General features: G+C 42.7%; 18 protein-coding genes. 16 read left to right on the forward strand and 2 right to left on the reverse strand.

What is annotated here, in order from left to right:
- The first annotated feature begins 67 nt into the window (after positions 1-67).
- Positions 68-406, forward strand: a complete 339-nt coding sequence (gene grxD / locus ACMXYO_RS04810; protein WP_415881869.1) for a Grx4 family monothiol glutaredoxin — start codon at positions 68-70, stop codon at positions 404-406.
- Positions 407-497: 91 nt separating this feature from the next.
- Positions 498-1,100, forward strand: coding sequence for a peroxiredoxin (locus ACMXYO_RS04815; protein WP_415887385.1), 603 nt, complete (start codon positions 498-500; stop codon positions 1,098-1,100).
- 80 nt (positions 1,101-1,180) lie between these two features.
- On the opposite strand, the gene rnt is transcribed toward ACMXYO_RS04815, so the two are convergent.
- A complete protein-coding gene (gene rnt, locus ACMXYO_RS04820) occupies positions 1,181-1,807 on the reverse strand; it encodes a ribonuclease T (protein WP_415884669.1) in 627 nt (208 codons plus the stop codon).
- A 253-nt stretch (positions 1,808-2,060) separates the two neighbouring features.
- Between rnt and ACMXYO_RS04825 the strand changes: the two genes are divergently transcribed.
- From ACMXYO_RS04825 to ACMXYO_RS04835, 3 genes are all read left to right on the forward strand, one after another.
- Positions 2,061-2,918: a flagellar protein MotY gene (locus tag ACMXYO_RS04825; RefSeq protein WP_415887386.1), complete on the forward strand. Its 858-nt coding sequence runs from the start codon at positions 2,061-2,063 to the stop codon at positions 2,916-2,918.
- A gap of 150 nt (positions 2,919-3,068) precedes the next feature.
- A complete protein-coding gene (locus tag ACMXYO_RS04830; protein WP_415887387.1) occupies positions 3,069-4,295 on the forward strand; it encodes an argininosuccinate synthase in 1,227 nt (408 codons plus the stop codon).
- Between the two features lie 131 nt (positions 4,296-4,426).
- Positions 4,427-6,037, forward strand: coding sequence for a tetratricopeptide repeat protein (locus tag ACMXYO_RS04835; protein ID WP_415887389.1), 1,611 nt, complete (start codon positions 4,427-4,429; stop codon positions 6,035-6,037).
- A gap of 8 nt (positions 6,038-6,045) precedes the next feature.
- Here ACMXYO_RS04835 and ACMXYO_RS04840 read toward each other — a convergent pair whose 3' ends face one another.
- Entirely contained in the window at positions 6,046-6,411 is a 366-nt protein-coding gene (locus ACMXYO_RS04840) for a hypothetical protein (RefSeq protein ID WP_415887390.1), read from the reverse strand.
- A gap of 91 nt (positions 6,412-6,502) precedes the next feature.
- Here ACMXYO_RS04840 and ACMXYO_RS04845 point away from each other — a divergent pair, with 91 nt between their 5' ends.
- The 11 genes from ACMXYO_RS04845 (at position 6,503) to ACMXYO_RS04895 (ending at position 20,853) form a co-directional block, all read left to right on the forward strand.
- Positions 6,503-8,623, forward strand: coding sequence for a type I secretion system permease/ATPase (locus ACMXYO_RS04845; protein WP_415887392.1), 2,121 nt, complete (start codon positions 6,503-6,505; stop codon positions 8,621-8,623).
- 4 nt (positions 8,624-8,627) lie between these two features.
- Positions 8,628-9,947 (forward strand): HlyD family type I secretion periplasmic adaptor subunit, encoded by a 1,320-nt coding sequence (locus ACMXYO_RS04850; protein ID WP_415887393.1) that lies wholly within the window; start codon positions 8,628-8,630, stop codon positions 9,945-9,947.
- Between the two features lie 219 nt (positions 9,948-10,166).
- Positions 10,167-10,817: a LuxR C-terminal-related transcriptional regulator gene (locus ACMXYO_RS04855; RefSeq protein ID WP_415887394.1), complete on the forward strand. Its 651-nt coding sequence runs from the start codon at positions 10,167-10,169 to the stop codon at positions 10,815-10,817.
- 58 nt (positions 10,818-10,875) lie between these two features.
- Positions 10,876-12,240, forward strand: coding sequence for a TolC family outer membrane protein (locus tag ACMXYO_RS04860; RefSeq protein ID WP_415887395.1), 1,365 nt, complete (start codon positions 10,876-10,878; stop codon positions 12,238-12,240).
- Between the two features lie 105 nt (positions 12,241-12,345).
- Complete coding sequence (locus tag ACMXYO_RS04865) at positions 12,346-13,380, forward strand: hydroxymethylglutaryl-CoA reductase (protein ID WP_415887396.1); 1,035 nt, start codon at positions 12,346-12,348, stop codon at positions 13,378-13,380.
- Positions 13,380-14,408 carry a type 2 isopentenyl-diphosphate Delta-isomerase gene (fni, locus tag ACMXYO_RS04870; protein ID WP_415887397.1) on the forward strand — a complete coding sequence of 343 codons (1,029 nt, stop codon included), beginning with the start codon at positions 13,380-13,382 and terminating at the stop codon, positions 14,406-14,408. Before ACMXYO_RS04865 ends, fni begins: the two co-directional genes overlap by 1 nt.
- 15 nt (positions 14,409-14,423) lie before the next feature.
- Entirely contained in the window at positions 14,424-15,590 is a 1,167-nt protein-coding gene (locus ACMXYO_RS04875; protein ID WP_415887399.1) for a hydroxymethylglutaryl-CoA synthase, read from the forward strand.
- Complete coding sequence (locus ACMXYO_RS04880; protein WP_415887400.1) at positions 15,590-16,585, forward strand: mevalonate kinase; 996 nt, start codon at positions 15,590-15,592, stop codon at positions 16,583-16,585. The genes ACMXYO_RS04875 and ACMXYO_RS04880 overlap by 1 nt, the downstream gene beginning before the upstream one ends.
- Complete coding sequence (gene mvk / locus ACMXYO_RS04885) at positions 16,569-17,501, forward strand: mevalonate kinase (RefSeq protein ID WP_415887402.1); 933 nt, start codon at positions 16,569-16,571, stop codon at positions 17,499-17,501. Before ACMXYO_RS04880 ends, mvk begins: the two co-directional genes overlap by 17 nt.
- Entirely contained in the window at positions 17,488-18,489 is a 1,002-nt protein-coding gene (gene mvaD, locus ACMXYO_RS04890) for a diphosphomevalonate decarboxylase (protein WP_415887403.1), read from the forward strand. Before mvk ends, mvaD begins: the two co-directional genes overlap by 14 nt.
- 6 nt (positions 18,490-18,495) lie before the next feature.
- Positions 18,496-20,853, forward strand: a complete 2,358-nt coding sequence (locus ACMXYO_RS04895; protein WP_415887404.1) for a DNA polymerase II — start codon at positions 18,496-18,498, stop codon at positions 20,851-20,853.
- The last annotated feature ends 8 nt before the right edge of the window (positions 20,854-20,861 follow it).

Raw genomic sequence — 20,861 nt, forward strand, 5'->3', positions numbered from 1 at the left:
GGTACATTGTTCACCACAGCACAAAAACGGTTGTGCATCCTACATAAAGTATTTTATAGGTGTATGAATGAGCGTAATTGATACCATCAAAGAGCAGATTGAAGGTAATGATATTCTTCTTTACATGAAAGGAACGCCGCGTTTTCCTCAGTGTGGCTTCTCTTCACGTGCTTCAGAAGCAGTGATGGCTTGTGGTGAACGTTTTGCTTTTGTAAATATTCTGGAAAATCCAGATATCCGTGCAGAACTACCAAAATATGCAAACTGGCCGACATTCCCTCAGCTATGGGTTAAAGGTGAGTTGATTGGTGGTTGTGACATTATCTGTGAGATGTCAGAAAACGGTGAGCTTGCTGAATTGATCAAAGAAGCAGCAGCGGGTTCCGAAGAGCAAAGCGCTGAGTAATTTTAGATAGATGATTGCTTGATTTTATAGCGGTCTTTTCTATCATAAAAAACCTAAACGCTAGATAGCATTTTAATGGAGAAATAGCACAATGGGCGTACTTGTAGGCAAACAGGCTCCTGACTTTACAGCACCAGCAGTACTAGGTAGCGGCGAAATCGTTGACGCTTTCACACTGTCTGAAGCAACTAAAGGTAAAAAAGCGGTAGTATTCTTCTACCCACTGGACTTCACATTTGTTTGTCCTTCTGAGCTGTTAGCTTTTGATCACCGTATCGAAGAATTCAAAAAGCGTAACGTTGAAGTGATCGGTGTTTCTATCGATTCTCACTTCTCTCACAACGCATGGCGCAACACGCCGGTAAACGAAGGCGGTATCGGTGCAGTAAACTACACGCTAGTTGCAGACATGACTCACAGCATCTGTCAGTCTTACGATGTTGAATCTGAAGGCGGCGTAGCTTTCCGTGGTTCTTTCCTAATCGACGAAGATGGTCTAGTACGTCATCAAGTTGTTAACGATCTACCACTAGGTCGTAACGTTGATGAAATGCTTCGTATGGTTGATGCACTTGCATTCCACCAAGAGCACGGCGAAGTTTGCCCAGCTGGCTGGAATCAAGGTGATAAAGGTATGGATGCATCTCCAGAAGGTGTTGCTAAGTACCTATCTGAAGAAGCAGATAATCTGTAATCTTCAGCAAATCTATTGCTAATAAAAAACCCGCTTACTAGCGGGTTTTTTTGTATCTTATTATTGGTGATTACAAGGAGTTATTCGTAATCATCATACTGGTCTACCATGTCCCAGCCGCCAAGCTCTTTCCAACGATTTACGATAATGCAAAATAGCTCTGCTGTTTTCATCGTGTCGTATAACGCTGAATGTGCTTGTTTACCGTCAAATTCGATGCCCGCAACTTGGCAGGCTTTCGCGAGAACAGTTTGACCAAATGCAAGGCCAGCTAGTGTTGCTGTGTCGAAAGTGGAGAAAGGGTGGAATGGGTTGCGTTTTATATCTTCTCGATTAGATGCAGCATTCACAAAGCTTTGATCAAAAGATGCGTTATGACCAACTAGGACTGCGCGTTTACAATCATGTGCTTTAAGTGATTTTCGAACAGCACGAAATATCTCTTCTAGTGCTTCTCTTTCAGGTACCGCTTCACGATCGGGATCGTATGGATCTATACCTGTAAAATCCAAGGCGGATTGCTCAAGGTTAGCGCCTTCAAAAGGTTCTACCTGAGCTTCGAAACTCTTGTCGATAATCAAAAAGCCGTTTTCATCCATGGTTAAAGTTACGGCTGCGATTTCGAGTAATGCGTCAGTACGGGCATTGAAGCCTGCTGTTTCAACATCGACTACGACTGGTAGAAAACCGCGAAAACGGTTTGCCATTGGGTGTTTTGTGGCGTTATGGTTGCTCAATGGATGCCCTTACTTTGGTAGAGGGTTGCCTTTAAATTTTGGCAATATTCTAGCAGTGGAAGTGCAGTCACTCCAATCGTCTACTCAAGAATATTTTAAATTGGCCGTAATAATACAAATGCTTATATAGCTTTCTCATTAAAATTGATCGCTCCCCCTTAATATTGTTTTTCTGGGGTATAATTTTATTTGTTGCTGACTTGGTTTGATTGGCGGTTTTATTGTGTTTATTCGCATATTTTTATTGTTATATGTAGCTGTGTTCTCATTACAGGTACATGCTGTAACCTTTCGAAGCTCCATCGATGAGTCTAAATGGGAGCTTGAGGCTTCTAAATTTACGTGTTTATTGAGTCAGGCTATCCCTTCATTTGGTAATGCGATTTTTGAGCATGAGGCGGGTGAGTCAGTCCGTTTTATGCTTAAGCCCACCGAAACAATCCACTTCCAAAAAGGAGGTAAACTGGTTGCTGAAGCAGCTCCTTGGCAGCCGGGAATAGTGCCAAAATATATCGCGACAGTGAAAGCTGAAGAGAGGACTGGGCATATAAAAGTTCAGCCAAAGCATGCTCAGAGTATGTTGGCAGCTCTTTATAAAGGGATGATGCCGACTTTTACTACGGATGAGTGGTACGGAACTAGCGAATCATTACGTGTATCTGTTTCAGCTGTGAACTTTCAATCAGCCTACGATGACTACGTTGCTTGTACTGCTGGTTTGTTGCCTGTTAATTACCGTCAGGTGGCTCGAACAGCCATACTCTTTCCATCTGCCCAATGGCGTTTATCGGATGCATCAAGGGAGCGATTGGATCTGATTGCTCTATACGTTAAAAACGATGACGCTGTGAAAGGTGTCTATGTTGATGGGCATTCCGATAATATGGGTCGTAGATTGATGAATCGTGATATTTCTAAGCGAAGAGCTGAGGAAGTGACCGCGTATTTAATCAGTTTAGGTTTGGAACCAACCATGATTACGACTCGCTATCATGGTGAGCGTTATCCAGTAGTTGAAAATAATAGCCGCAAAAATCGAGATCGTAACCGTCGAGTCACTATTCGTCTGGAAAAAGATTAGTCGATCTAAACTATCATTAGTCCCACTCTATTAATTTATCCTGCAGCGGATGCGTTGCAGGATAAAGTTCTGCTATAATACCGCGCTTAATTTGAATATCCCTTTCGGCCCGTGTCGGGGCGAATATTGTTCGCAAGTTGGAGCTTGAGAATGTCCGAGATTAAAAAGGTCGTTCTGGCCTATTCCGGTGGATTGGATACGTCTGTTATCGTTCGCTGGTTGCAAGATGAATACAATGCCGAAGTAGTTACATTCACTGCTGACTTAGGTCAGGGTGAAGAAGTTGAACCTGCACGTGCTAAAGCGGAAGCTTTGGGTGTAAAAGAGATTTACATCGAAGATCTACGTGAAGAGTTTGTTCGTGACTTTGTATTTCCAATGTTCCGTGCGAACACAATTTATGAAGGTGAGTACCTTCTAGGTACATCTATTGCTCGCCCACTAATCGCTAAGCGCTTGATTGAAATCGCTAACGAGACTGGTGCTGATGCAATTTCTCACGGTGCGACTGGTAAGGGCAATGACCAGATTCGTTTTGAACTAGGTGCATATGCGCTTAAGCCAGGTGTTCATGTTATCGCGCCATGGCGTGAGTGGGATCTAACTTCCCGTGAAACACTTATGAAATATTGTGAAGACCATAATATTGAAGTTGATTTCGCTAGTAGCAAGAAGAAATCACCATATTCAATGGATGCTAACCTTCTTCACATCTCTTACGAAGGCGACATTCTTGAGGATCCATGGCAGGAAGCTGAAGACGATATGTGGCGTTGGTCCGTATCTCCTGAGCAAGCTCCAGACGAAGCAACTTACCTTGAGTTGACTTACGAAAAGGGTGACATCGTTGCGATCAACGGTGAAAAAATGAGTCCAGCAACTGTTCTTGAATACCTAAACAAAGTGGGTGGTGAGAATGGTGTCGGTCGTCTTGATATTGTAGAAAACCGTTTTGTAGGCATGAAGTCTCGCGGTTGTTACGAAACTCCTGGCGGCACAATTATGCTGAAAGCACACCGTGCTATTGAGTCAATCACGCTAGATCGTGAAGCTGCACACCTTAAAGATGAGTTGATGCCGCGTTACGCTAAAGTTATCTATAATGGCTTCTGGTGGTCAGAAGAGCGTAAGATGCTCCAGCAAATGATCGATGAGTCCCAGCAAGTGGTAAATGGTGATGTTCGCCTAAAACTATACAAAGGTAATGTTATTGTTGTTGGTCGTCGTTCTGATGACAGCTTGTTCGATGAGAATATCGCAACATTTGAAGATGATGCGGGTTCATACGACCAGAAAGATGCCGCAGGTTTTATCAAACTTAATGCACTGCGTATGCGTATTGCTGCTGGTAAAGGACGAAGCTTTTTAGACGATTAATTTGTCTAGATGCACATAAAAAACCCCGTAGCGCCCCTGCGGGGTTTTTTATTGTGCGATAGATGGCCTAAACTTTGATAATGGTCTGATTTATATGCTACTTTTGCTGTTATCTAAACTACGCAGAGCCTATGGAAATCAACTACTCAGGAAAGTCTGCTTTAATTGTAGACAGTAAGCTCGACGATCTCGGGGTATTGCGCCAAATCCTGGGGGGTATGGGTGTGGGGCAAGTACAAGTTGCTTCCTCGGTTAATATGGCATTGAGCCTGATGCGTGAATTGACTTTTGATCTTTGTTTTGCCGCTTACGATATGGGGAAGGGGGAAAAAAATGGTCTGCAGCTTCTACATGAAGCAAACGCAGAGGCAATCCTTCCTGAAGCTAGTACTTATTTCTTAATTGTTGATCCAGAAAGCTCCGAGCTGCTCTTCGGTTCTTTAGAGAACTCGCCTGATACCTATATTTCGAAACCTTTTGATCAGGGGAAGGTGCGTCATCGGTTGGAAAAACAACTGAGGATTAAAGAGGTTGTTCGACCCCTTGAGCAGTTGTTGGATGAAGAGCACTATGAAGAAGTATTGGAAAAGGGTAGAGCTCTTGTAAATCATTACCCTGGCTTAAATATATTTCTACAACGTATTAATGGTATCGCACTCTTAAGGATGAAGCGCTTTACTCAAGCCAAAGAGCTCTTTGTGGGGCTTACGAGTAAACGTGATCTTCCTTGGGCTGAGGTGGGTAAAGGGATTGCTCACTTTAATCTAGGCGAATATGAAGATGCGTTGAACTGTCTAAATCGTATTGTCGATCAGCAGCATGTGTGCGTTGAAGCATATACATGGTTAGCTCGTATTTATCGAGTGAAGGGTGAGCTGAGTAGAGCGGTAACGCTGATGCGAAAGGCTGTTATGATTCAGCCTACTGTTCCCGAATTACAAAGTGAGTTGGCTGATTTGGCATCTCAGACAGGTGAGTGGGATATAGCAAAAGACGCTTACCAGAATGCAGTTCGCTATGCGAGATATTCTGTTTTTCAAACCCCCTCCCATTATTTTGGCTTGGTTAGATCAATGATTCAGGCAAATAAAACTAAATTGTCTGAAGTGGAAACTGATGTTGTTCGAATCTTAGAAGATGTAGTGCTTGATCATCCTGATGATCAAGAGGTGATGTTTAGGGCTAAGCTCATTAATTGCGACCTATATCGTCAAGAATCGGCGGCGTCTCGTAAGCGTTTAGAGCAGATGCTTCAGCAAACGTTAAATTTCTTTTTGCGCATGGATGTAGATAATCAGTGTAAATGGTTGGATGTTTTGATCGATGCTGTTCATGGTTGTGATATAGAGCAAGATATTCAGGCTAAGCGCAAAGACCTCAATCGTGTAATGGTAGAGAAGGATTGGGGTAAAGCAAATTATGCTGCAATGAGTAGTTTTAGAGGTGGTGATTTAGATCGGGCGTTTTTAATGTTTGGTCGAGCTAATGAGTTGCTGCCAAGTCATACAGGCATAGCGCTAAATTTGGTCCAGTCAGGGATAGAAAAAGCTAAAAGGGGGCAGAATGCCCTTTGGATTTTGCTATCTGTTCGCGATGTTTTGGCTACTATCTCTTATGGGGCGCTGTCTGAAAAACAGCAGCAGCGCTATTCCGCTCTAGCTGAACGTTTTGCTGAACAATACAATCAATTAAATCACTTCGGTAAAGAAGAAAGTGAGGATCCGCTAGGCCAGGAGCTTTAGGAATTTATTTATAAAGTTTCGTCATCTCCAATTAGGAAAGAGTGTGATTTTTCTTCATGTATCTCTTGATTCTCCTCTCCTCGATTAATGTTTCGCGCAAGTTTACGGCTTAGAAGTTTCTTTTGTGCCATTGGAGGTAAATCAGTGAACATAATAATGTTTTTGTTGATTAGAACATCGACTAAGTCTTCAAAAATACGTGCCACAGACATATCTGACTGTTGAAGAAACTCCTCTGCAGAAAATTCTTCATCGTTGATAGATAGAAAATCTAAAACTTCTTTGTTTCTTATATCTACCGGCTGAGCTCCCTCTTGAGGTGTCTCGGATAGGCTGATTATGCGGCCTTCTTCATTGCGTATAGCGTATAACATATTGATTTGATACATTTGATAGCTAATTGATAGTCATACTATATATCGTTTTTTTGAGTTTTTCTCTCAAATAAGGTTAAGGTCTAGGTTAATGGAAGCGGTTCAAGACCCTTTGCTCGGTTGTTTGGTTCATCTTAGTAAGCAAAATCATAAGCCTTTCTCCCCTGAGGTTTTGTGTGAAGGTTTACCGTTGGTTGATCATAAGTTAACTCCCAAGTTATTTCTTCGTGCCGCAAAGCGTGCTGGGTTTGCAGCTCAAATATTGCGGCGAGAGCTCTCTGATATATCTCCTCTTGTTCTTCCTGCGGTCTTAATTCTCGAAAATGATCAGGCTTGTATTCTGCAAGAGATCGATCATAAATCTGGAAATGCAGTAATTATTCAGCCAGAAAGCGGTGGGGAGCATCACTTATCAATAGATGATCTTGCTGCCTCTTATAAAAATCACGCTATTTTTGTTAGGTTGGAATATCGTTTCCAGCAACAGGTGTCAAAGTTATTAGAAGGGCATCAAGGGCACTGGTTTTGGGGAACAATTAAACGTTCAACTGCGATTTATCGTGATGTCTTAATAGCCTCTTTTTTGATTAACCTCTTTGTTATCGCGAACCCGCTCTTTGTTATGAATGTTTATGATCGTGTTGTACCTAACAATGCGATAGAGACATTATGGGTTTTGGCTATTGGGGTGTCTGTTGTATACCTGTTTGATTTTTCTCTTAAAATGTTGAGATCTTACTTTCTGGAAATTGCTGGAAAAAAGGGGGATGTGATTCTATCTGCCTTGCTCTTCGAGAAGGTGTTATCTCTTAAGTATAGCGTCTTACCCGCTTCGGTAGGGTCCTTTGCTAGTAATTTGCGTGAGTTTGAAAGTATTAAGAGCTTTTTAAACTCAACTACAAATGTTGTATTCATTGATTTGCCCTTTGCTCTGCTTTTCTTAGTTGTAATTGGTTTTATTGGTGGGCCTATTGTAATCGTGCCGCTAGTGGCAATACCGCTTATTATTCTTGTTTCGTTTGTTGTTAGGCCCTATTTAAAAGAGGCGGTTGAAAAAACATTTGCATCAAATTCTCAAAAAAATGCGACTCTGATTGAAAGTCTAACGGCAATGGAAACGGTGAAAACCCAGAGGGCTAGTTCTTCTATTCAATTAGGCTGGGAGCAAGCTGTTGGTTATATCGCTAAATGGAGTTTGCGTTCTAGAATGCTGTCTGCTTCGGTAGTTAATTTTGCGTCCTTAGCGCAACAGCTTACATCGGTCGGTATCATAATTACTGGTGTATATTTGATTAGTGAAAGAGAATTGACGATGGGGGCATTGATTGCTTGTGTGATGCTTTCTGGCAGGGCAATAGGGCCAATGAGTCAAGTGGCTAATCTAGTGATTTCTTACCATCAAGCAGCAACCGCCTTGAAAGGACTCAATGAAATTATGGAGTTGCCTTCTGAGCGTAGTGAAGAACAACAGTTTATTCACCGAGATAAATTGGAAGGGGCTATAGATTTTAAGGATGTTAGTTTTGCTTATCCTGGAGAGGAGCAGAAAGCCTTAGACCGTGTATCTTTTAGTATCAAGCCAGGTGAAAGTGTTGCATTGATAGGGAGGATTGGATCAGGCAAATCAACGATCGAGAAGCTGGTGTTAGGTTTATATGATACCGGTGAAGGTTGTGTGCGTATTGATGGTATCGATATTAACCAGATAGATCCTGTCGATTTGCGAAGAAATTTTGGTTATATGCCGCAGGATATTATGCTTTTCGCAGGTAGTGTACGTGACAATATTGTAATTGGGTCCCCTCAAACAGAGGATGACCGCCTTGTTGAAGTAGCAAAGCTTACAGGTGTTGCGGATATGGTAAATCGACATCCACAAGGTTTTGATATGAAGGTTGGGGAGCGAGGAGCTGCTTTATCTGGTGGTCAAAGGCAAGCAGTTGCAGTGGCGCGTTCTCTTATACATGATCCTAATATTCTCATTTTAGATGAGCCTACTGCTTCAATGGATAATTCATCTGAAGAGCAAATTAAATCAATGCTTAAAACATATGCGAAGGATAAAACAATGTTGGTTGTTACGCATAAAATGTCTTTGCTTAGTTTGGTTGATCGGATAATTGTAATGGATGCAGGACGAGTCGTTGCAGATGGTCCAAAAGAAGCGGTTCTAGATGCGTTAAAGCAAGGCCGTTTGCAGGTGCAGAGGTAAAGTCATGGCTCAAGCTAAGAAAGACTTAAGTTATATGTCTAGCGTAAGTGAGGCGATGGCAGAGCAAAGCCCAAAAGGAGCGAGTGCTTTACTTTGGTCAATGCTGATTTTTGTGGTTTTTGCAATTGTTTGGGCTAACTGGGCTGAGTTAGATGAAATCACACGTGGCGATGGTGAAATTATCCCTTCAAGCCAATTGCAAGTTATCGAAACCTTAGAGGGCGGAGCGTTATCAGAAATCCTTGTCCGTGAAGGTGATGTTGTTGAAAAGGGGCAGGTTCTATTACGAATTGACGATATTCGTTTCTCCAGTTCCTTAAAAGAAAATGAAGTTCGACAGTATGAGTTGATTGCAAAAGCTGCACGGTTGCAGGCAGAGGCTGATAGTAAAGAGTTTATACCGCCTAAGGGCTTTCCAGCTGAATATAAGAGTATGCTTGATCAAGAGAAAAGCCTATTTTTGACTCGTAAGGCTGAAATGTTAGCTGGTCTTGGTGGATTGGAGCAGCAAGTAGAGCAAAGAAAACAAGAGTTGAAAGCTGCTAAGTCGCAAGAAGGACAGTTGGTTAGAAGCTATGGGCTTTTAAAGCGAGAGTTAGATATTACTCGACCTCTGTTGAAAGATGGTGTCATTTCAGAGGTTGAGTTCCTTCGATTAAAAAGGCAGCTAAATGATCTATGGGGTGAATTATCTGGAGTAAGATTAAATATACCTCGAATTGAATCTACCTTACAGGAAACAAAGCAAAACCTTGATGGTGCAGAATTACAATTTAAAAATGAAGCACGAAGGGAGCTTAATGAGGTTGTAGCTGAAAGTGCTCGAATTAAGCAGGCATTAACGGGTATGAACGATAGAATTAATCGTGCTGAAGTAAAAGCTCCAGTGAAAGGTACGGTGAAACAATTACTGGTTAATACTGTTGAGGGAGTGGTTCAGCCAGGGGATGAATTGTTAAATATAATTCCTTGGGAAGACAAATTATTGGTTGAAGCTAGGATTAGACCCTCTGATATAGCCAATATTGTTCCAGGTCAGATAGCAATAATTAAAGTATCGGCTTATGATTTTTCTATTTATGGTGGTGTGGGAGCCTCTGTGGTATTCGTTAGTCCAAGTACGATTATCGATGAGGAAGGAGAGAGCTATTATTTGGTTCGTTTAGAAACTGATGAGCCATTTTTAGGTACAGTTGAGGCTGAATTGCCTCTAATTGCAGGGATGACTGTTAGTGTTGATATTCTAACAGGAAAGAAAACAGTAATGGATTACATATTGAAGCCGGTACTGAAAGCTAAGGATAAGGCTCTTACTGAGCGATAGGCTATGCAAGTTACAAAGGTAAGTGTTAACAATTGAATTGAGCATAAAGTTTAGACCATATAAAAGATATGGCTTTTGATTGATCTTTGGTATTAGTATTACCTAGAAATATTAAAAAATAAAACTCCTTAATCTTCAAAAACTTGTAGCTCTTGGTTAGAAGATATACTATTGTGCGCCGCGGTCACGAGGCTGTGTCTTGTTCTTAGGTGCTGCGGAATGGATATTATGAAGTTATTTTTTGTAGGGAACCGACCGAAAGTTTTGGAACGATGGTTTAAGTTGCTCGCAGATTGGCAACCTGAAATTATCGATAGTTCTGAAATATCATCTAAACTTTTAGAAGTGCAACATAGTATTGTATTGCTTCACTTAAGTTCGGTTGACGAGAAGGACGCTCAATTAATATTCAGATTTAAAAAGGATAATCCGAAGGTTATTTTGATTGTTTGTACTGATGTTCCAAATGAAGATGAAGGGATCAAAGTGCTGCAATCGGGAGCAAACGGATATACCAACACGTATGTTACAGGATCTCTACTTACTGAAGTGGTGAAAACTGTACTCCGTGGTGATATTTGGGCAGGACCTGAACTTCTTCAAAAGTTACTCAAAAGTCTTTTAGGAAAGATGCCTGTTACAGATAGGAAAGTGGACACCGCAGAGTCTGTAGATTGTTTTGAAGGATTAAGTAGTCGAGAGCATGATGTGCTTTCTGTATTAACTACAGGGGCAAGTAATAAGGAAATTGCTCGAAAGCTTGATATTACAGAGCGGACAGTTAAAGCTCACCTGAGTTCTATTTTTCAGAAAACAGGTGCCACTGATAGGGTCTCACTAGTTCTCATGGTGGGAAAGCGACAAGCTTAACCGGTACTGTTTACGTTAAGGAAAGGCTACGAACTATTTATAATTAGGGGCGGATATTATGTTCAGGTCAGTATTTACAGGGGTGCTACTAGGAGCTGTTAGCACGGTAGCGTATTCCACTTCACTTGAAAGCGTTGTGGCGGAAGGATTAAGTAACAGTCCTGAAGTGCAAAGAGCGATTAACGCGCGAAATGCTGTTTATCAAGAAGTTCGTCAAGCTAAAGCTGGTTATCTTCCGAGTGTTGATTTGGAAGCTGGTATTGGTTATGAGTGGACTAATAATACAACTACACGTGCAAATGGGGATGATGTAGAGCTTACTCGTGGAGAGGGGCGTTTAAGCCTCAGACAGATGATATTTGATGGCTTTGCTACCTCTAGTGAAGTTAAACGTCAAAAAGCTCGTTCAATTTCTGCTGATAAACGTGTAATTGAATCTGCAGAAACTTATGCTTTAGATGCCGCTAGAGCTTATATTGAGTTGAACCGCCGTACTGTTTTATTGCAGCAAGCAAAAGAAAACTTGTTTAATCACGTAAAAATTTACGATCAGATTAAACGTCGTTCTGAATCAGGGATGGGGGCGTTGGCCTCTATTCAGCAAGCAGAAGGACGTTTGGCATTAGCTGAAGTTAACACGCTTGCCGCAGAGAATAATCTATTAGATGCTAAGGCCAATTACCAACGTGTGACTGGTTTGATGGCTCCCGAGGAGCTTGTTTATCCTGAGATGGTTAACGTAACAATTCCAGAATCTTTGGATGAAGCAACTGAAGCGGCACTAAGTAATCACCCGACCTTACAAGTGGCTGAAGCTGATACTGAAGCAGCAGTAGCACAATATAATGCAGCTAAGCGTAATTATTATCCTCGAGTAGATTTTGAAGTTGATCGTACTTGGAATAATAATTTAGATGGTGTTGAAGGTGTAAACGAAGATCTGACGGCTATGTTCCGTTTGCGCTATAACTTGTATAACGGTGGTGCCGATCAAGCTCGTGTTCGTCAGACTCAGCACCAGATTGAAGAGGCTAAGTCGATACAAGGTCAAAGCCATCGTGAAGTACTCCAAAGTATCGAATTGTCGTGGAATGCATATAGTATTCTGTCCAGACAGTTACCGTTCCTTGAGCAGCACGTAGCTTCGAGCCAGGAAACTCGCAACTCTTATCAGAAACAGTTCAACATTGGTCAGCGTTCTTTGCTTGATTTGTTGGATACAGAAAACGAAGTATTTTCTTCTAAAAATGATCTGACAAACGCGCTTCATGATCAGCTTGTTTCTCAATACCGAGTTGTGAATGGTATGGGGACTTTGTTAGATACGTTGAACTTGTCTTTACCGGAGCCTAATTTAGGTGATGTTGAGGTCGAGCAATCGGCAGAAAAACAGGTGGAAAAAGAAGAAGAGACTGCCTCCTAAGGAAAACGTTGAAAAGGGCTAGTGAAGTTCATTAAAATTAGCCCTCAACCTTATTTAAAAAGGGGTGCCATTGGCAGCCCTTTTTCTTTTGTATAAAGAGATATCATGAAATCTCATAAAATCAGTCAAGCTCCAATCCCAATGCGTAATGTAGGTCCGATCAAAATTACAGGGCCTGTTTTAGATGAAAAAATTAGTGTCCCTTTGGCTACCTATGAAACGCCTTTATGGCCTTCAGTTGGTCGTGGTGCAAGGGTTTCTGCTTTGACTGATGGCATCAAAACGACTGTGATTGATGAGCGAATGAGTCGCTCTATTCTGCTGGAAGCGGATGACGCAACAGAAGCGATGCTTGCTCTAAATTCGATTAAGTCTCGTATGAATGATATCAACGAGGTGGTTGCGCAGAGTAGTCGTTTTGCCAAGCTTATCGATATGAATAGCCAGATCGTTGCGAATTTGATCTATCTTCGCTTGGAATTTACAACGGGTGATGCATCTGGTCACAACATGGTGACAAACGCTGCAGACAAGATTATTCCTTGGATATTGTCTGAATATCCGCAGCTTCGTTATTCATCGATTTCTGGTAACTATTGCTCGGATAAGAAAGCGACAGCTGTTAACGGTATTCTTGGTCGCGGTAAATATGTTGTAACGGAGATTGTAATACCACGTGAAATCTGTGAAAGACGCTTAAAGACAACACCTGAAAAGATGGTTGACCTTAATATTAAGAAAAACCTGATTGGGACCATGGTAGCGGGAGGTCTTCGTAGTGCTAATGCCCATTATGCGAACATGCTTTTAGCCTTTTACCTAGCCACCGGTCAGGATGCGGCAAACATTATCGAAGGTTCTCAGGGGATCGTGCACGCTGAAGTACGTGGTGATGATCTTTATTTCTCTTGTACTTTGCCTAACCTTATTATGGGTTCTGTTGGTAATGGTAAGGGAATCGACTTTGTTGAAGATAATTTAGCGGCTCTAGGTTGTAAGGAAGATAGAGAGCCAGGTGAGAATGCGCAACGTTTAGCTGCTATTTGTGCCGCAACGGTTTTATGTGGCGAGTTATCTTTGCTAGCTGCTCAGACAAACCCTGGAGAGCTAATGGAAGCTCACTTAACGCTGGAGCGCTAATGTCAGATCTGACTAATGATCGAAAGCTTGAACATATAAGAGCTATAGAAAATGATCCTTTAACGGATCGCACAGGTAGGTACTTTGATCGCATACATTTAATGCATCGTGGTTTACCTGAGATCGCCTTGAACGATGTTGATAGCTCATGTGAATTTTTAGGTTATCAGTTAAGTTTCCCTTTGTTGATATCCTCAATGACAGGCGGTGATCATCAGTTAGTAAAACAGATAAATCATAATTTGGCGAAAGCGGCTCAGGTAGCGGGTGTTGCTATGGCGGTTGGCTCGCAACGAGTTATGTTTACGTCTCCAGAAGCTAAAGAAAGTTTTTCGCTGCGAGAATTGGCTCCAGATGTCCCTTTGATCGGTAACCTTGGTGCCGTTCAACTGAATTATGGTGTTGAAGTAGAACAAGCTCAGCAAGCGATCGACTGTCTCGGTGCAGATGCTTTGTATCTTCATCTCAATCCTTTGCAGGAAGCGGTTCAGCCTGAAGGTGATACGGATTTCTCCAATCTTGCTGGGAAGATCAAAACTCTTGTAGCAGAATTAGATGTGCCTGTGTTTCTTAAAGAGGTTGGGAGTGGTTTATCGCCTGCCGATATTGAGCTTGGCCTAAAGGCGGGTATAACGACCTTTGATCTAGCTGGTACTGGCGGTACATCTTGGAGTCGAATTGAGCACCATCGTAGAAAAGACGCGAGTGATTTAGGTCTTAAATTTCAAGATTGGGGGCTTCCAACCCCTGTCGCCTTGAAATTGGCTAGCCCATATCGAGATGTTGCCACATTAGTTGCAAGTGGCGGCTTAAGAGATGGGATTGATATGGTTAAATCTGTTATACTCGGCGCCTCTTTATGTGGCATAGCAGGTCCGTTGTTAAAACCGGCGATGGAATCTGCAGATGCAGTTGTTACAGAAATAGAAAAAATTAAAGCAGAGTTCAGAACAGCCATGTTTCTGCTAGGTATCCGGGATATAGCATCTTTATCTAATAACCGGGCCCTTGTTTTAGACGAGAGTTAGGATCGAGACCCAAGAATGTCAGTTGGTATTGACGAAATCAGTTTCTATACATCCAATTATTATCTGGATTTAAGAACACTGGCGAATGTTCAGCAAATTGAGTCAGAAAAGTATTATCAGGGAATAGGCCAAGAGAAGATGTCTATGGCTGCTCCTGATGAAGATGTAGTCACTATGGCTGCAAATGCTGCCTATCCATTAATTGAAAGGGTGGGTACGGATTCAATTAGTACATTGCTTTTTGCTACAGAAACGGGTGTGGACCAGTCTAAGGCTGCAGGCGTCTATGTGCATAGATTGTTAGGATTGAATTCTAATTGCCGTGTTGTTGAGTTAAAGCAGGCGTGTTACAGCGCAACAGCTGCTATTCAGATGGCGTGCGCGTTAGTCGCTCGACAACCAGAAAAAAAGGTTTTGGTCATTGCGTCTGATATTGCTCGATATGACCTTGATACTTCTGGAGAGGCGACCCAAGGTTGCGGTGCTGTCGCTATTTTGATATCTGCAAACCCTCGTCTAATCGAAATTGATCCAGAAGTTGGTAATCATACAGAAGATGTGATGGATTTCTGGCGACCAAATTACCGTACGACTGCACTAGTTGATGGTAAATACTCAACCAAAATCTACCTGAAATCTCTGAAAAGAGCTTGGGAAAACTTTGTTGAAGTTAGCTCTCTAGCGTTTAGTGATTTCTCCCACTTTTGCTATCACCTGCCTTTTAGCCGCATGGCGGAGAAAGCGCATAAGCATCTAGCAAAGGTAAACCAAGCAGGCCTTTCTTTAGAGAAAATTGAAGAACAGGTCGAAGAAACGCTTTATTACAACCGTATTATCGGTAATAGCTATACAGCTTCAATGTATATCGGTTTGACTTCTTTGCTTGAGAACTGCAAAGAGAATTTGGCTGGTAATAAAGTTGGTTTCTTTAGTTATGGTTCTGGTTGCGTTGCAGAATTTTTCTCTGGCACCGTAGTGGCGGGTTATGAAAAGTGTCTGCACACTCTAAACCACAAAGCTATGTTAGATGCTCGCCAAGAAGTCAGTTATGACGAATATCTAAATTTGTATCGCCACCCTGATCCTCGTGATGGCGAACATCATGATATTCCCGCTGCAACCACTGGACGTTTCCGTTTGGCTGCGATCAGCGGTCACAAGCGAGAATACGTTAGCTGTTAATGAAGGCAATAGCCCCAGGGAAACTAATACTGAGTGGTGAGCACTCAGTTGTTTATGGGGCTCCTGCTATTGCAATGGCCGTTACAACCTCTGTAATGGCTTCTTATAATGCTACTGCGAGCCTGAATTTATCAATATCTTCTGATGCTTTCGGTGACTTTTCTAAGAATATAGCTACATTTAAATTCTTTTCCGAACAGCTTGACCAACGTTTTAATTTGTTTTTACAAAGAAAGCTCGCTGTAGCGGATGTTCTCTCATCTCCTTCGGATCTGCTGTTTTATACCTTGTCGCAGCTTGGTTTTGATCGGGCTGGTCAGATCTCGATAGCGAGTGATATTCCAACAGGTGCCGGTATGGGGTCCTCTGCTGCGGTGATTGCGGCATTGCTGAAGTTGGCTGAAGCCTTCTCTCAGCAGGAATTGAATAAACGGGAGTTCTTCAAGTTAGTACGCCATTGTGAGAGATTGCAGCATGGTCGTGGTAGTGCGATTGATGCAGCTGCGACGACTTTTGGAGGTGTTGTTAAAGTTCAGAATGACCATGTAACACTGTTGCCTAAAAAAATAGGCGATAACTGGTTTATCTGGAATAGCGGTTCACCTAAATCATCAACGGGTGAAACGGTTTCAGCAGTACGTGAGTCATTCGAGTTTTCAACAATTTGGCAGCATTTTGAACAGGTTACGCAGGATTTTGAGCGAATTATCTATTCTTCAGATGATCAGCAGAAACTAGACCTCATACAAGAAAATCAGCGCCTATTACAACAGATCGGAATTGTTCCACACGCCGTTGCTGATGTTATTAAGCGTATAGAGTCGATGGGGGGAAGTGCTAAGGTTTGTGGTGCTGGTAGTAGTTCTGGAGATACAGGTGGTTTGGTATTGGTCTATGCCCCGAAAGGTAATGCTGCAGAGATCGCTAGTCGTTTAAATATCCACCTACAGCCTTTAAAAATCATTTATCAAGGAGCGTATGTTGAATCGGATTAAAGTGACTGTGCCTGGCAGTATTATGCTGATGGGTGAACACGCAGTGCTTTTTGGTCATAAGGCATTAGCTTGTGCTGTGGATAAATATATACGCATAGAGCTTGAGCCTATCTCAACACGAGAAGTGCTGATTGACTCTGCACTAGCCCAATACCAAAGCCCGTTGTCAGATTTGGTTGCTGATGACAGGCTGAGTTTTGTGCTGGCTGCCGTTGCAATGTATGCGGATCGCTTGCCTTCAGGTATTAAAGTTACAATCCGTTCAGAGTTTTCTCATACCGTTGGCCTGGGCTCTTCAGCCGCGGTCACTGCTGGTGTGGTCGCTGCACTCGCATCTTTTGTAAACGATGAAACGGATCTAGATAGCTTATTCGATCGCTCACTAGCAGTTGTTCATCAAGTACAAGGTGGACGAGGATCAGGAGCTGACCTTGTGGCTAGTATCTTTGGTTCAATCGTTTCTTACCGTGTTAAGCCAAGAAAGATCAATGCACTGTCAGCTCTACCCGACATATCGCTTTACTACGCGGGATATAAAACGAAAACACCAGATGTATTGAAACATGTAGAGGATTTAGCGAGTCATTATCCTGAGCTTTACCAGCAGGTCTATCAGCTAATGGGGTCGGTAACGGACAACGCTGAACAGGCAATAGCCCAACAGGATTGGCAGCAACTTGGTCAATTAATGAATAATTACCAAGGCTTAATGGACGCATTAGGTGTAGCAGATAAAGCGATTTGCGATATTGTGTATTCGCTTCGCCAAAGCGAGCATATTACCGGTGCTAAAATTTCAGGTTCGGGTCTTGGGGATTGTGTGATTGCACTCGGTTCAGATCCAGATCTATATATAGCTTACGAACAAATACCAGTATCCGTTTCGGCACAAGGGGTTAGCATTGAGCATTACTAAGCAGAGTGTAGTGGCATCGTTCCTTCCAGAGAAAACTATGCCGGGTACGCAAGCAGAAGCGTTTGCGCCAAGTAATATTGCCTTGTGTAAGTATTGGGGTAAACGTGATGTTGAGCTTAACCTGCCTATCAATGCTTCATTATCCATTTCGCTAGGTGAGCTAGGTAGCCGAACTAAAATCACGCCTTCAGATGCTTGTGATCAGGTCTATCTAAATGGCGAGCTGCAGAGTGAAGATTCCTCCTTTGCTCGGAAAGTCATCGCGTTTATTGACCTTTTTCGTCGAGACTTGGAACAACTGGTTAAGGTAGAAACAAATAATAATATTCCAACAGCGGCGGGGCTTGCCTCTTCAGCTTCCGGTTTTGCTGCACTGATGTTGGCGATTAACGACTTTTATCGTTTCGATCTTGATCAGAAAGTCCTGTCGGCATTTGCCCGAATCGGTAGTGGTAGTGCATCACGATCTATCTTCCAAGGGTTTGTGCAATGGAATAAAGGTGAGCAAGAAGACGGCATGGATAGCTGTGCTGAGCCTTTAGCGGTTAATTGGCCAGGGTTTAGAATTGGTTTGTTAAAAGTTGCTACAGGTGCCAAAAAAATCGATTCTCGTTCTGGTATGCAGCGTACAGTTGAGTCGGCTGATCTCTACCAATCTTGGCCTGCACAGGCTGAGAAGGATCTGAATACAATTAAGCATGCTATAGCTGAACAAGATATGAATCTGTTAGGCCAAACTGCTGAGCAAAATGCTCTGTCCATGCATGCAACTATGATTGCTTCATGGCCGCCGCTTTTATATTGGCAACCTGAATCTGTTTCGGCAATGCATCGTGTCTGGGAGTTAAGAGCGTCGGGCGTAGAAATTTATCTGACGATGGATGCTGGCCCTAACCTTAAACTCCTATTTGAAGCGCAAAATGAAGCTGCGGTTCGCGAGGCTTTCCCAGAGTTAACCGATATGGATCTGGTCGCGCCCTTTGGTTAAGTGAGTATGCCTACTCATCATGATAATTCAGATCAGAGCTCTTCAGCATTCATTCTGACTCGAAATCAGCACGACACTCGAGAGGGTATCGTGCTGACCTATTGGGTCTGTTCTGAACACAGTGCTTTTCCCATCTCTATTACTCAGCAAGAAGCGGTGCTTTTTGTTTTTGATGAACAAGTTCCTCGCGTAAAAACCTTACTTGGTCATCTCCGAGATTGGCGTATTAATAAAGTCAATCTGACTGATCTTCAGTATCGTGGCGTTACCGCTATATACAGCCAAACTTTAAAAACCTATCGCCAAATTCAAGAGCTACTGCATCTGCATAATATTGTCATGATGGAAGATGATATACGGCATGCAGATCGCTATCTGATGGAACGGTTTATTCAAGGTGGTGTTCAGATTAGCCAAGTGAATGAACAGGTCCGTTTAAAACCCGATGCGTATACGCCCAATTTACGCATTCTCTCTATTGATTTAGAAACGACGATGAAAGCGGACAATATCTTGTCCGCTGCATTCTATGCTGATGACTTTCAATTGGTATTGATGCAGGGGGAGGGTGAAGATAGTGATGGGCTTGAATATGTTTCTGATGAAAAGGCCTTGTTACAGCGTTTTATGCGAGTAGTCGCTGAATATGATCCCGATGCGTTTATTGGTTGGAACGTAGTTAGCTTTGATTTTCGGGTACTACAAAAACGTGCTGAAGCACTCCGTATTCCACTTGTTCTAGGTCGTGACCAGTTGCCTTTAAAGCTGCATGAATCGGCTCAGGGTAAGCTCTTTGTGCGTATGGCAGGGCGAATCGTATTAGATGGTATTGATACCCTGAAAGGTGCAACTTATCAATTTGAAAGTTTTGCTTTAGAAAGCGTCGCTCGGGATATGCTAGATCGAGGTAAGTTGATAGACCATGTTGATGATCGTGGCGGTGAAATACAACGGTTGTTTAGAGAAGACAAAGAGGCTTTGGCTCGTTATAACCTTGAAGATTGCCGCTTGGTTTGGGAGATATTTGAGCATGCTGATCTGACTAATTATCTTCTCGAACGAGCACGTCTAACAGGATTGGCGCTTGATAAAGTAGGAGGCTCAGCGGCAGCATTTGATAACCAATACCTCCCTCTGTTACATCGTTCAGGTTATGTAGCGCCGCAATATGCTTCTGGGATGTCAGGGCTTAGTGCGCCCGGTGGCTACGTAATGGACTCGCGTCCAGGCTTGTATAGACAGGTCTTGGTTTTAGATTTTAAAAGCCTGTACCCCAGTATTATTCGTACCTTTAAAATTGACCCTTATGGTTTGGCTGAAGGACTTAAAGAGGGGGCGGAGCCTGAAGATTTAGTCCCCGGCTTTAACCACGCAATCTTTTCGCGTAGTAAGACGATTTTACCTGAGTTGATCGAGAAGCTTTGGGCGGCGCGAGATCAAGCCAAGCAGTTAAAGAACGCTGCATTATCCCAAGCGATCAAGATTATTATGAACTCCTTTTATGGTGTTTTAGGTTCAAACGTCTGCCGTTTTTTTGATCAACGACTATCGAGCTCGATCACCTTGAGGGGGCATGAAATCCTGACCAAGACTCGCGATCATATCGAATCAGAATTCGGTTTTAAGGTTATCTATGGTGATACTGATTCTGTTTTTGTCTGGTTAGGTGATGACTTCCCAGAAGAGCAAGCCAACAGTACAGGCCGTGCTGTAGCAGAACACCTCAATCGCTGGTGGCGTGAAAATCTACAAGAGCGTTTCGAGCTAGATAGTCAGTTAGAGATCGAGTACGAGACGCATTACTGTCGGTTTTTAATGCCGACTATGCGCCATTCAGACAAAGGCACTAAGAAGCGTTATGCAGGGCTAAAGCGTTCTGAGGATGGTTCGACCAAGATGGTGTTTAAAGGTCTTGAAAATGTACGTACGGATTGGACGCCTCTGGCACGTGAACTTCAAGAGCAGCTTTATGAACGTATTTTCTTAGGCCAAGAGTGGCAGACGCTACTTAAATCAACGGTCGAAGAGTTATTAACGGGTAATTTAGATCATAAACTTATCTATAGAAAGCGTATACGTCAGCGTTTGGACCAGTATGTGAAGAATAAACCGCCTCATGTCCAGGCGGGCTTGAAAGCGGAGTATGGGTACCAAGCAAAAGGTCAACCTAGCCCGTATAGGTCAGGTTCTTATATTGAATATATGATGACCGTTAATGGCGCAGAGCCCATTGAATTTATGAGCTCGCCTTTAGACTATCAGCATTACTTGGATAAGCAGGTGAGGCCTGTATGTGAGACGATCTTGCAGTTTTTAGATGAGGACTTTGATGATCTCACAGCGCCACAGCATTCGCTTTTTTAGCGATGTTG

Source organism: Neptuniibacter sp. QD37_6 (assembly GCF_047778085.1).
In the GTDB taxonomy this organism is placed as follows: domain Bacteria; phylum Pseudomonadota; class Gammaproteobacteria; order Pseudomonadales; family Balneatricaceae; genus Neptuniibacter.

What these genes read in the sequence shown, in the direction of transcription:
- rnt (WP_415884669.1), bottom strand. Translation starts at nt 1,807, where the DNA reads ATGGCAAACCGTTTTCGCGGTTTTCTACCAGTCGTAGTCGATGTTGAA.
- ACMXYO_RS04855 (WP_415887394.1), top strand. Translation starts at nt 10,167, where the DNA reads ATGGATATTATGAAGTTATTTTTTGTAGGGAACCGACCGAAAGTTTTG.
- ACMXYO_RS04865 (WP_415887396.1), top strand. Translation starts at nt 12,346, where the DNA reads ATGAAATCTCATAAAATCAGTCAAGCTCCAATCCCAATGCGTAATGTA.
- ACMXYO_RS04815 (WP_415887385.1), top strand. Translation starts at nt 498, where the DNA reads ATGGGCGTACTTGTAGGCAAACAGGCTCCTGACTTTACAGCACCAGCA.
- ACMXYO_RS04845 (WP_415887392.1), top strand. Translation starts at nt 6,503, where the DNA reads ATGGAAGCGGTTCAAGACCCTTTGCTCGGTTGTTTGGTTCATCTTAGT.
- ACMXYO_RS04830 (WP_415887387.1), top strand. Translation starts at nt 3,069, where the DNA reads ATGTCCGAGATTAAAAAGGTCGTTCTGGCCTATTCCGGTGGATTGGAT.
- ACMXYO_RS04835 (WP_415887389.1), top strand. Translation starts at nt 4,427, where the DNA reads ATGGAAATCAACTACTCAGGAAAGTCTGCTTTAATTGTAGACAGTAAG.
- fni (WP_415887397.1), top strand. Translation starts at nt 13,380, where the DNA reads ATGTCAGATCTGACTAATGATCGAAAGCTTGAACATATAAGAGCTATA.
- mvk (WP_415887402.1), top strand. Translation starts at nt 16,569, where the DNA reads ATGTTGAATCGGATTAAAGTGACTGTGCCTGGCAGTATTATGCTGATG.
- grxD (WP_415881869.1), top strand. Translation starts at nt 68, where the DNA reads ATGAGCGTAATTGATACCATCAAAGAGCAGATTGAAGGTAATGATATT.
- ACMXYO_RS04860 (WP_415887395.1), top strand. Translation starts at nt 10,876, where the DNA reads ATGTTCAGGTCAGTATTTACAGGGGTGCTACTAGGAGCTGTTAGCACG.
- ACMXYO_RS04880 (WP_415887400.1), top strand. Translation starts at nt 15,590, where the DNA reads ATGAAGGCAATAGCCCCAGGGAAACTAATACTGAGTGGTGAGCACTCA.
- ACMXYO_RS04875 (WP_415887399.1), top strand. Translation starts at nt 14,424, where the DNA reads ATGTCAGTTGGTATTGACGAAATCAGTTTCTATACATCCAATTATTAT.
- ACMXYO_RS04840 (WP_415887390.1), bottom strand. Translation starts at nt 6,411, where the DNA reads ATGTTATACGCTATACGCAATGAAGAAGGCCGCATAATCAGCCTATCC.
- ACMXYO_RS04850 (WP_415887393.1), top strand. Translation starts at nt 8,628, where the DNA reads ATGGCTCAAGCTAAGAAAGACTTAAGTTATATGTCTAGCGTAAGTGAG.
- ACMXYO_RS04895 (WP_415887404.1), top strand. Translation starts at nt 18,496, where the DNA reads ATGCCTACTCATCATGATAATTCAGATCAGAGCTCTTCAGCATTCATT.